General features: G+C 70.2%; 11 protein-coding genes. 6 read left to right on the top strand and 5 right to left on the bottom strand.

Annotated elements, in window-relative coordinates:
* Positions 1-264 precede the first annotated feature (264 nt).
* Positions 265-1,368 (bottom strand): oxidoreductase, encoded by a 1,104-nt coding sequence (locus AB0I52_RS27365; RefSeq protein WP_363076949.1) that lies wholly within the window; start codon positions 1,366-1,368, stop codon positions 265-267.
* 191 nt (positions 1,369-1,559) lie between these two features.
* On the opposite strand from AB0I52_RS27365, the gene AB0I52_RS27360 reads away from it, so the two are divergent.
* Positions 1,560-1,976 carry an SsgA family sporulation/cell division regulator gene (locus tag AB0I52_RS27360; protein WP_363076947.1) on the top strand — a complete coding sequence of 139 codons (417 nt, stop codon included), beginning with the start codon at positions 1,560-1,562 and terminating at the stop codon, positions 1,974-1,976.
* 322 nt (positions 1,977-2,298) lie between these two features.
* A complete protein-coding gene (locus tag AB0I52_RS27355; protein WP_363076945.1) occupies positions 2,299-3,930 on the top strand; it encodes an ABC-F family ATP-binding cassette domain-containing protein in 1,632 nt (543 codons plus the stop codon).
* Between the two features lie 60 nt (positions 3,931-3,990).
* On the opposite strand, the gene AB0I52_RS27350 is transcribed toward AB0I52_RS27355, so the two are convergent.
* Positions 3,991-4,470, bottom strand: a complete 480-nt coding sequence (locus AB0I52_RS27350; protein WP_363076943.1) for an ATP-binding protein — start codon at positions 4,468-4,470, stop codon at positions 3,991-3,993.
* Positions 4,471-4,621: 151 nt separating this feature from the next.
* Between AB0I52_RS27350 and AB0I52_RS27345 the strand changes: the two genes are divergently transcribed.
* The 4 genes from AB0I52_RS27345 (at position 4,622) to AB0I52_RS27330 (ending at position 7,961) form a co-directional block, all read left to right on the top strand.
* Positions 4,622-5,473 carry a Scr1 family TA system antitoxin-like transcriptional regulator gene (locus AB0I52_RS27345; protein WP_363076941.1) on the top strand — a complete coding sequence of 284 codons (852 nt, stop codon included), beginning with the start codon at positions 4,622-4,624 and terminating at the stop codon, positions 5,471-5,473.
* 9 nt (positions 5,474-5,482) lie between these two features.
* On the top strand, positions 5,483-5,674 hold the full coding sequence (locus tag AB0I52_RS27340) for a hypothetical protein (protein ID WP_363076939.1): 192 nt from the start codon (positions 5,483-5,485) through the stop codon (positions 5,672-5,674).
* Positions 5,675-5,946: 272 nt separating this feature from the next.
* Positions 5,947-6,921 (top strand): acyl-ACP desaturase, encoded by a 975-nt coding sequence (locus AB0I52_RS27335; RefSeq protein WP_363076937.1) that lies wholly within the window; start codon positions 5,947-5,949, stop codon positions 6,919-6,921.
* A gap of 128 nt (positions 6,922-7,049) precedes the next feature.
* Positions 7,050-7,961, top strand: coding sequence for a chitosanase (locus tag AB0I52_RS27330; protein WP_363076955.1), 912 nt, complete (start codon positions 7,050-7,052; stop codon positions 7,959-7,961).
* 60 nt (positions 7,962-8,021) lie between these two features.
* Here the strand turns inward: AB0I52_RS27330 and AB0I52_RS27325 are convergent, their stop codons facing one another.
* The 3 genes from AB0I52_RS27325 to AB0I52_RS27315 all read right to left on the bottom strand — a co-directional run bounded on the left by AB0I52_RS27325 (position 8,022) and on the right by AB0I52_RS27315 (position 10,365).
* Positions 8,022-8,276 carry a WhiB family transcriptional regulator gene (locus AB0I52_RS27325; protein WP_362952584.1) on the bottom strand — a complete coding sequence of 85 codons (255 nt, stop codon included), beginning with the start codon at positions 8,274-8,276 and terminating at the stop codon, positions 8,022-8,024.
* A gap of 75 nt (positions 8,277-8,351) precedes the next feature.
* Positions 8,352-9,152 carry a VOC family protein gene (locus AB0I52_RS27320; protein ID WP_363076935.1) on the bottom strand — a complete coding sequence of 267 codons (801 nt, stop codon included), beginning with the start codon at positions 9,150-9,152 and terminating at the stop codon, positions 8,352-8,354.
* A 139-nt stretch (positions 9,153-9,291) separates the two neighbouring features.
* Positions 9,292-10,365, bottom strand: coding sequence for an LLM class flavin-dependent oxidoreductase (locus AB0I52_RS27315; protein ID WP_363076933.1), 1,074 nt, complete (start codon positions 10,363-10,365; stop codon positions 9,292-9,294).
* Positions 10,366-10,369 lie beyond the last annotated feature (4 nt).

Raw genomic sequence — 10,369 nt, 5'->3', positions numbered from 1 at the left:
GCTCCACACCTACAATCACCACCGCGGACACACCGCGCTCAAAGGCCAACCACCCGCCAGCCGCGTCCCCAACCTCACGGGTCAGTACACCTAGGGCGTGTTTCGAAAGTGGCGCCGTCCGCCCCAAGGGCGGGCCCGGCGGTGTCTGGTGCGTGCGATCCCGACAACGCGGCGAGCGTGCGTGCCAGACGGCGCCGGGCAGGCGGGACTTTCGAAACACGCCCCAGGGGGCTGTCCCGCGATCCCCGGCGCGCGGGACAGCCCTCAGGGAGTGTTCAGCCGGGCCGCGCGCCCCTGCTCGCCCGCTGCCCAGCAGCCGCCGTCCGCGGTGCAGTCGACCGTGTCGTAGGAGCCGGTGCCGACCGTCCGCCAGGTGCGCCCGCCATCCGTGGTCAGGTCCGTGCCGGCCGGGCCGACAGCGAGTGCGGCCGACCGGCTGTGCGGCAGCCAGGCGACGCCCGAGCGGTAGGCGGCGGGTGCGGTGACCGACCGGCGCCAGCCGCGGCCGCCGTTGTCCGTGACGGCCGAGGCGTGGGGCGATTCCTGGTCGGGACGGTAGTCGCCGCCGACCGCGATGCCGTGGGTCCGGTCGCGGAAGGCCAGCCCGAAGACCCCGCGGGCCGGGTCACCGGCCGGGAGGGTCGATTCGGCGGCCCTCCAGGTCAGTCCGCGGTCCCCGGAGTGCAGGACGCGCGCGGTGGCCGCACCGCCGGTCGCCAGCCAGACGTCCTTCGGCCCCGAGCTGACCAGGCACTGCCCACTGGCCGCGAACCCCGCCTCGCCGTCCTGGGCCGGGGGCATTCCCGCACTGGGCAGCACGTTCCAGCTGCGGCCGCCGTCCGCGGTGGACAGGATGCGGAACCGCCCGTCCACCGGGTCGCTCATGGCCAGCCCGTGCCGGCTGTCGAAGAAGGTGAGGCAGTCGTAGAAGGCGCGGGCGTCGGTGTTGCGGAAGGACTCGGTCCACGTCGCTCCCCCGTCGTCGGTGCGCAGCACCCGGGACGCCTCCCCCTCGCCGATGGCCAGCGCCACCGCCCTCCTGGCGTCGAAGGCCTCGATGTCGCGGAACTCCAGCCCCTCCTGCGCCGCACCGGGCGGTGAGACGTCGCGCCAGTGCCGGCCACCGTCGGAGGTGCGCAGCACCGTGCCCTTGGTCCCGGCGAGCCAGGCGGTGCGGCTGTTCACGGCGGCGAGGCCTCGGAAGCGGGCGTCGGTTCCGGTGGCGGTGGGTGTCCAGACCGGCCGGTCACCGGGCCGGTGCCGTTCCCCGGGCACCGCGTGAGCCGCCGGTGCGGCCAGCGCGGCGGCCAGCGCCGCCCCGCACAGTCCCAGTGACATCAGTCGTCGCGTCTTTCCCTTGGCCCTCATGGCGCTGGAAGCTAACCGACGGACCGCGCGCCGTCCAGGGTGCACCGCCCGGGAGCGGACACGTGATCAGGGACCGGGGCCCGGTGAGCGGTGACGCAGCTCACTCGGTCCCGGGGTGCACGGATCGGCGACTTCCGTCGTCTGTATCAGTGCCGGGAACCCGTTCATCCGGTCGCGAGAGGGAGCAGGTCGTGTCCATCGTTATCGAGCAGTCCGTACAGGTCCGCATGGTGGCGTCCGCGCCGCAGATGGAGACACTTCCGGCCGTCCTCCAGTACGACCGCACGGACCCCTTCGCGATCCGCATGGCCTTCCCCGCGCCCGCGACGCTGGAGGGCACCGAGGTGTCCTGGGAGTTCTCCCGGGAACTGCTCGCGGCGGGAATGAACACACCGGCGGGCGTGGGCGACGTACGGATCAGGCCCTTCGGGTACGACCGCACGGTTCTGGAGTTCCACGCCGCCGAGGGCATCGCGATGGTGCACGTCCGCACTGCCGACCTGCGCCGGTTCCTGCGGCGGACCCAGCAGCTGGTGCCCGTCGGCGGCGAGCACCGGTTCCTGGACTTGGACCGGAGCCTGACGGACCTGCTCGGCGGCTCCCGCTGAACCGGCGCCTGCGGACACGGCGGTCCGGGACGTTGTCGCGTTAATTCGTTTGCCCCGCCCTCGGGCCGGGCGTAGCGTCTTCGATGTCCTTGTCGTCGTCGATCGGAGCAGGACGTTGCTCGTCTGAGGTCTTGAGACACCGTGTCGCGCGCCGTGTCGTGTCCGTACATGTCCGCGTGCCCGAGTGTGACCTCAGCTCTTTCGAGCCGTCCTCCGTGACCAGGGCCTTCCTCCACATCTCGCGGAATCCTTCCGTGGAACGCCAGTGACCGGTGTCTCGTCCCGTTTCCCCTGGCCTTCCTCGCAACCGGGAGATTCCCTTATGCCAGCTCCGCTCGCCCACCTCACCTGCTCGTCGCTCTCCTTCGCCTGGCCCGACGGCAGCGAGGTCTTCGACGACTTCCATCTCACCGTGGGGCCCGGCCGTACGGGCCTCATCGGTATCAACGGCGCCGGCAAGTCGACCCTGCTGCGGCTGATCGCCGGCGACCTCGTTCCGGCGGCGGGCCGCATCAGGGCCGCGGGCGAGATCGGTTACCTGCCGCAGAATCTGGTCCTGGACACCGCGCTGCGGGTCGACACGGCCCTGGGCATCGCCGCGACGCGTGGGGCGCTGCACGCCATCGAGGCGGGCGACGTCGGCGAGGAGCGGTTCACGGCCGTCGGTGACGACTGGGACGTGGAGGAGCGGGCCCGCGCCACGCTCGACCAGCTCGGTCTCGGACACATCGGGCTCGACCGGACCATCGGTGAGATGTCCGGCGGGGAGTGCGTGCTGCTTCGGCTGGCCGCGCTGCTGCTGGCCCGGCCCGACGTGCTGCTGCTCGACGAGCCGACGAACAACCTGGATCTGCGGGCACGGCAGCGGCTGTACGCCGCGGTCGACGCGTGGAACGGGGTCCTGGTGGTCGTCAGCCACGACCGGGAGCTCCTGGAACGCGTCGATCAGATCGCCGATCTGCGGGGCTCCGAGGTCACCTGGTACGGCGGAAACCTCTCGGCGTACGAGGAGGCGCTCGCCGTGGAGCAGGAGGCCGCCGAGCGCATGGTGCGGGTCGCGGAGGCCGATGTGCACCGGCAGAAGCGCGAGCTCGCCGACGCCCAGGTCAAGCTGGCCCGGCGCAGGCGCTACGGACAGAAGATGAACGACCAGAAGCGCGAGCCGAAGATCGTCATGGGCGCCCGCAGGCGCGCCGCGCAGGAGTCGGCCGGCAAGCACCGCATCATGCACACCGAGCGGCTGACCGAGGCGAGGGAGCGCCTGGACGACGCCGTCGAGGCGGTGCGCGACGACGACGAGATCCGGGTCGAGCTGCCGCACACCAAGGTCCATCCGGGCCGTGGCGTGCTGGTACTGCGCGATCTGCAACTCGCTTACGGGGCACGGGTCCAGGGCTCGTTCGAGGTGCGCGGTCCGGAGCGCATCGCACTGGTGGGACGTAACGGAGCGGGCAAGACCACACTGCTGCGGACCCTCGTCGGTGAGCTGGCACCGGTGTCCGGCGAGGCGGAGGTACAGCTCCCGACGCGGTTTCTGCCGCAGCGGCTGGACGTGCTCGACGACGGGCTGAGCGTGGTGGAGAACGTGGCGCGGTTCGCACCGGATGCCACGGACAACGCGATCAGGGCGAGGCTGGCACGTTTTCTGTTCAAGGGGGCACGGGCGGACCGGCCCGCGGGAACCCTGTCGGGCGGGGAGCGGTTCCGGGCGGCTCTGGCCGCGCTGCTGCTGGCCGAACCGGCGCCTCAGCTGCTGATGCTGGACGAACCGACGAACAACCTGGACCTGGCGAGCGTGCGCCGGCTGACGGCGGCACTCGACGCGTACGAGGGGGCGCTCATCGTGGCGAGCCACGACGTGCCGTTCCTGGAGTCACTCGGAATCACGCGCTGGCTGCTGCTCGACGGCGCGCTGCGGGACACCACGGCCGAGGAGGTGCGCACCGGGATGTGAGGCGCGGAGCAAGGTAAGCCCGGGGGCGGGGAGATGGGTGTGGGGGGACGGTGCGGAGGGCTACGGGTGGAGTAACGCCCAGGCCTTGGAGCCGCCGGATGCCGTCAGCGCGGGGGCGAGCCCCCAGTCCCCGCCGTGCGCGTCCACCGCGGCCGCCAGCAGCCACATGCCGGCACTCCGCTGCTCCCGGCACTCCTCGGACTTCTCCGGCGTTCCGTGACACGGGTGCTGGTCGTAGAGGACGACCCGCAGCGCCTCGAACCGCCAGTGGACCCGGAGCAGCATCTCCCGGTCCGGAGTGAACCGGTAAGCGGCGGCGACCAGTTCCGACGTGGCGAGAACCGCGGTGTCACGGAGTTCCGCGAGGTCGTGCCGGATGAGCAGGTCGCTCACGGCGCGGCGGGCGAGGCCGGCGCAGAAGGCGCCGCCCGGCAGGGCGAACGAATAGCTCAGATTGCCCGCCACCGGCGGATGGGGCCCGGCGGGGGCCGGGGCGGGGGCGGGGAGAAAACGCAGTGCGCCCTTCATCAAGGTACTCACATTTCCGGTGCGTGTGGTGACGGTCACACAGAGGCACGGTGGCCCCGTGTGAGACTTGCGCTACCGACCGTAACCCACAAGTGGAGCACGGTGCTACTACTTGTGTGGTTCCGGTCATTTCACTGACCTCCCCCACTCGAAAGGACACCCCGTGCCTCCCAGGAGCACTCCGACCGCCCGGCAACAACGCCTCGGGTACGAACTGCGCAAGCTGCGCGAGCAGTCGGGAATGACGGTGCAGCAGGCCGCCGCACTGCTCGGCGTCGACCGCACCCGGATCCCGAACATCGAGTCGGGCCGGTTCGGCATCAGCACCGAGCGGGTCCGCACCCTCGCCTTCAATTACGGCTGCCCCGACACGGGCCTCGTGGACCTGCTGGCCGAGATGACGCAGGAGCGGGCCGGGGGATGGTGGGAGGAGCATCGCGGACTCCTGCTGCCCAGCCTGCTCGACATCGCCGAATTGGAGTTCCACGCGGTCGAGTTGATCACCGCGACCACCACGCACATCCCGGGCCTGCTGCAGACCGAGGAGCATGCGCGGGCGGTCTTCGACACCGCCGTTCCACAGCTGCCCCGCCCCGATCTGCTGGCCCGGCTCTCGCTGCGGCTGCGCCGCCAGGAGGTCCTCGAACGGGACCGGCCGCCGCTGTACGAAGCGGTGATCCACGAGGCCGCCCTCCGGATGCAGTTCGGCGGCCCGAAGGTGACCGGGGCGCAGCTGGAACACATCCTCGGCCAGTCCGAACGGGACCGGATAACCGTCCGGGTGATCCCGTTCGCAGCCGGCGGGTTCCCCGGCGCCGGGCAGTCGTTCACCTATGCCGGCGCGGCGGTGCCTCAGCTCGATACCGTGCAGCTCGATTCCTCGCACGGCTCGATGCTGCTGGATGCCGATATGCAACTGCGGCGCTATCGGGGCCTGTTGGAGCGACTCCGTACGCTTGCGCTGCCCGTCGAGGAATCACGCGAATTCATCCGGCGCATAGCCCAGGACCTCTGAGGAGAGACCATGAACGACATCTGCTGGGACGAGGCGTTCTGCAGCGAAGGGGCGAACTGTTTCCGTTTCGGACTGGACGACCAGGGCCGCGCCTACATCGGCTCCACCACCGACACCGCGCTCTACGTCAGTGACTCCGTGGAGGCGCTGCGGGCACTGATCTCCGCGGTGAAGTCCGGCGCGGCGGACCATCTGCTCTGATCCCCGACCGACCGAGCCCCCGTGCGCCTGCGCTCCGAGTACGCCGACTGTTCAGAGCCCACGCCACCGGGGGCCGGGCCCGGGTTTTCCCCTTTCTGGAGCCCGCGCCCACGGCCGACCTGACCCTCCGTATATACGCTTGACCTGCACATATGGCAGTGCGTAACCGATTGTCGCCTGGGCGGGCTTGGCTCCAGCCTTACCGCCGCTTTAACCTACGGTCTCGTAACCTACGAAGCCGTAGGTAATTCTCCCGTCCCCAGGAGCTCCCCGTGACGATCACCTCTCCCCACCTCGGCAGTTCACAGGCGTGGACTGACGCCCAACTGCTGTACGCGCTGGAAGAGGTGGTGGAGAAGGAACTCAACCGCCATCTCAAGGTCGCCAAGGACTGGATGCCCCACGAGTACGTCCCGTTCTCCGACGGCCGGAACTTCGCCGGCATCTTCGAGGACGGCCAGGCCTGGGAGTCCGAGCAGTCCAAGGTCACCGACATCGGCAAGATCGCGCTGGTCGTGAACCTGCTGACCGAGGACAACCTCCCCAGCTACCACCACGAGATCGCCTCGCTCTTCGGCCGCGACGGCGCGTGGGGCACCTGGGTGCACCGCTGGACGGCCGAGGAGGGCCGGCACGGCATCGTGATGCGCGACTACCTGCTCACGTCGCGCGCCGTGGACCCGGACAAGCTGGAGCAGTTCCGGATGGCGCACATGGCGGAGGGCTTCGAGTCCGACAACGGCCACTCGATGCTGCATTCCGTGGCCTATGTCGCCTTCCAGGAGCTGGCGACCCGGGTGTCCCACCGGAACACCGGCCACCAGTCGGGCGACCCGGTCTGCGACCGGATGCTGGCGCGGATCGCGACCGACGAGAACCTCCACATGGTGTTCTACCGCAATCTCCTGGGCGCGGCCTTCGAGCTCGCACCTGACCTGACCATGCAGTCCGTGCGTGATGTCGTCGTGAACTTCCGGATGCCCGGCCACGGCATGCCCGGCTTCGAGCGGGCCGCCGCGCAGATGGCGATCGGCGAGATCTACAACATGCGCATCCACCACGACGACGTCATCCAGCCGGTGCTGCGGTACCTGAAGGTGCTGGACATCGACGGGCTGGGCCCGGAGGGTCTGAAGGCTCAGGAGGAGCTCGGCCTGTACATGAACGGGCTGGACAGCGAGGCGTCGAAGTTCGACGAGAAGCTGGCCACGCGCAAGGCGCGGATGGCGGCCCGCGCCCAGGCCTGACGGCCCGCACCGCGTGCCCCCGTCGGGGGCGGGTCCCCGTGGCCCGCCCCCCGACCGATGGGCAGGTGGGATGAGACCTCACCGCCTCACCGCGGGCGCGCGGACCGTACTCTGTGCCGGTGAAACCTGTGACGCGTTTCGTTCTCTTCGCCGCACCGATAGCCATCGCCGCCTCCATCCTCATCAACGGTGGTGGCGAAGATGCCGAGCAGCCCGCCGGCTCCCCCGCGGCGGCGGACCCGGCCGACTCGTCCGTGGGCCCCGACCCGTACGCCGCCGCGAACGACGAGGAACGCCGACAGCTGGACGAGCGCGTCGCCGCGATGCCCGCCGGACTGGCTGCACCGGCGAAGCGCGAGCTGGCGTGGAAGCTGCTGGCCACCTCCGAGAGCTCGACGCTGGACTGGCGCGGCCAGTACGCGGCCATCGACGACAACGGCGACGGCACCGGCTACACGGCCGGGATCGTCGGATTCTGTTCCGGAACGCACGACATGCTCACGTTCGTCGAGGCGTTCACCAAGGACCATCCGGACAGCCCGCTGACGCCGTACGTCCCGGCCCTGCGCAAGGTGGACGGCACCGGCTCGCACAAGGGCCTCGACCCCGGCTTCACGGCCGCGTGGAAGAAGTCGGCCGCGGACCCGGTGTTCCGCGCCGCGCAGGACCACGTCAGGGACAAGCAGTACTTCGAGCCGGCCGTACGGCTGGCCAAACTGGACGGGCTCGGCACCCTGGGCCAGTTCATCTACTTCGACGCCATGGTGCTGCAGGGCCCCGGAACGGAGCCGGACGCCTTCTACGGAATCCGGAAGTCGGCACTGGCCGAGGCCGACACGGTCGACGAAGGCGGGGACGAGAAGGTCTATCTGGACGCCTTCCTGGACGCCGCGCGTGCCGTGATGAAGTCGAAGAAGAACCAGCACGACACCTCACGCATCGACACGACGCAGCGGGAGTTCCTCTACGACGGCAATCTGAGCCTGGAGCCGCCGCTGGCGTGGAAGATGTACGGCGAGACGTTCCGCGTCGCGTCCTGAGCCGGGCACGCCCTGTCCGGGTGTCCGCCCCGGCTCCGTGCTCGCACCGACAGCGCGCGATCAGGCCTGGTCGCGCCCGACTCTGCGCAGCCGGTCCCGCTCCTTCTCGGAGAGGCCACCCCACACGCCGAAGCGCTCGTCGTTGTCGAGGGCGTACTCCAGGCAGGCCAGACGCCCTTCGCAGGCGTTGCAGAGCTGCTTGGCCTCCCGGGTGGAGCTGCCGGGGGCGGGAAAGAAGAACTCGGGCCCCGCTTGCGCGCACAGCGCTGTCTCCTGCCAGGCGAGAGCGGGGTCGGTCGGGGTGTTGATCAGCATGACGCACACAGTGCCTGGCCGCGATAAACGACTGATCAACGATTCATCAATCACCGGGCCGGGGCCTGCGCCGGGTCAGCCGGCGGGCGCCGGCGCGCTCTTGATCACGGCGAACGGCGCACCGTAGGGGTCGGTGACGTTGGCGAACCTGCCCACGCCCGCCATCTCCAGCGGTTCCAGTGTCAGCTTGCCGCCCAGCCGCTCGACCTCCGCCGCCGTGGCGTCGCAGTCGTCGACCTCGATGTACGGCAGCCAGTGCGGGCCCACGACCGCCCGTACCGGCACGGCGTCGAGCGGGACGAGTCCGCCGAAGGAGGTCTCGTCGCCACCGCCCGCGGTCCGCACCATTGTGTACGATCCGCCGCCGCCCGGATAGGGCACCTGGCTCGTCTCCCAGCCGAGGACGGCACCGTAGAACGCCGCGGCGGCCGGAACATCCGGGGTGTACAGCTCCGCCCAGCACAGGCTGCCGGTGTCCCCCACGACTCCGAGTCCCGGCAGCTGCTTGGGCTGCCACACGCCGAAGTACGCCCCGCCCCGGTCGTTGAATCCGCCCATCCGGCCGAACTCCAGCACGTCCATCGGCGCGAACGGCACCCTCCCGCCGGACTTCTCCACGAGCTGGGCGGTGGCGTCGGCGTCCGACGACTGGAAGTACACCGACCACGACGGCTTCGCCTGCTCCTCGGTGACGGTCATCACGCCCCCGACCGACTTCCCGTCCAGCGTGAACATCCCGTAGCCACCGGTCTCCGGGCCTCCGGCCTCGTACCCCCAGCCCAGGAGAGCGGTGTAGAAGGCCGCGGCCCCGTCGATATCCGGGGTGCCGAGGTCCATCCAGTTGGGGGCTCCGTCAACAAAACGGGTGGTGAGCATGGCGCGCTCCTTCGGTGGTCCCGTTCTCGGACACATCAGGGTTCTTCCCGATGTGTCCGAGTCTCGCACCGGGCACTGACAACCGCAGTCCGTCAGCCACCGTGCGGACCGCGGTGCCATACACCGTGGAGGGAGCCGTTCAGCGTGTGACGCCCAGCGCGGGTAGCACGGTCTCGGCCACCCGGTGGGCCTCCTCCAGCAGCGGGTTGCCGGAGAGGATGAAGGTGTCCACGCCCAGGTCCTCGAACTCCCTGAGCCGTTCGACGACCTGTGCGGCGGACCCCACCACGGCCGTTCCGGGGCCGGGGCGGAAGAGGCTCATTCCCGGCCACATGTTCGGGTGCACCTCCAGCTCCCGGGCGTGCACGGGGACCTTGCCGCCGTGCTGGCGGAACTGCCGCTGCCAGCCCACCCCGTCCTCGCCCGCCCGGTCGCCGAGCTGACGGGCGTACGTGGCGTCGCTCGTGACGTCGAGGAGCCGGTCGGCCGCGGCCCATGCCGCGTCCTCGGTGTCCCGGACGATGAGGTGCAGCCGCAGCCCGATCCTGAGCGTGCGGCCGTGCGCGGCGGCCCGCGCACGGACCCTGTCCAGCTTCTCCTTCAGCAGGTGCGGGGGCTCTCCCCAGGTCAGGAAGACGTCGACGTGTTCGGCCGCCATCTCGATGCCGGGACCGGACGAGCCGCCGAACCAGAGCGGGATGTGCCCGTCCTGGACGGGCTTCAGCTCACGGAAAGAGGCGCCGGCGTTCTTCAGGTCGTAGAAACGGCCCTTGTGATCGAAGATCTCGCCGGCTGTCAGCCGCTTCACGATTCCCCAGTACTCGGCGCTCAGCTCGTACCGCTCGTCGTGCTCCACATGGAGGCCGTACTCCTGCAGCGACTTGGTTGAACCATTGACCACGTTGAAGCGCAGCCGGCCTCCGAAGAGGGTGTCGAAGCTGAGCGCCATCTTGGCCAGCAGGGTCGGCGAGATGAGGCCCGGGTGGACGGCGAGCAGCGGCTTGAAGCGGGTACTGGTCGATGCGGCGAGCGCGCTGCCGAGCGGCCAGACGTCGTACAGGTCGGTGGCGAGCAGCGCGCCGCTGTAGCCGAGCCGCTCGACCGTTCCGGCCAGCTGGGCGAGGTAGCCCAGATCGACCGGGCGCCGCCCCTCGGGCTCCCAGGGATAGGCGCCCTCGCGCGGGATGATGTACCAGAGGACTTCGGTCGCCATGTCG

Source organism: Streptomyces sp. NPDC050423 (assembly GCF_040655445.1).
GTDB lineage: Bacteria > Actinomycetota > Actinomycetes > Streptomycetales > Streptomycetaceae > Streptomyces.
This window is presented reverse-complemented; position numbering and strand designations above follow the sequence as displayed.

What these genes read in the sequence shown, in the direction of transcription:
- AB0I52_RS27355 (WP_363076945.1), top strand. Translation starts at nt 2,299, where the DNA reads ATGCCAGCTCCGCTCGCCCACCTCACCTGCTCGTCGCTCTCCTTCGCC.
- AB0I52_RS27315 (WP_363076933.1), bottom strand. Translation starts at nt 10,365, where the DNA reads ATGGCGACCGAAGTCCTCTGGTACATCATCCCGCGCGAGGGCGCCTAT.
- AB0I52_RS27320 (WP_363076935.1), bottom strand. Translation starts at nt 9,152, where the DNA reads ATGCTCACCACCCGTTTTGTTGACGGAGCCCCCAACTGGATGGACCTC.
- AB0I52_RS27325 (WP_362952584.1), bottom strand. Translation starts at nt 8,276, where the DNA reads ATGCTGATCAACACCCCGACCGACCCCGCTCTCGCCTGGCAGGAGACA.
- AB0I52_RS27340 (WP_363076939.1), top strand. Translation starts at nt 5,483, where the DNA reads ATGAACGACATCTGCTGGGACGAGGCGTTCTGCAGCGAAGGGGCGAAC.
- AB0I52_RS27365 (WP_363076949.1), bottom strand. Translation starts at nt 1,368, where the DNA reads ATGAGGGCCAAGGGAAAGACGCGACGACTGATGTCACTGGGACTGTGC.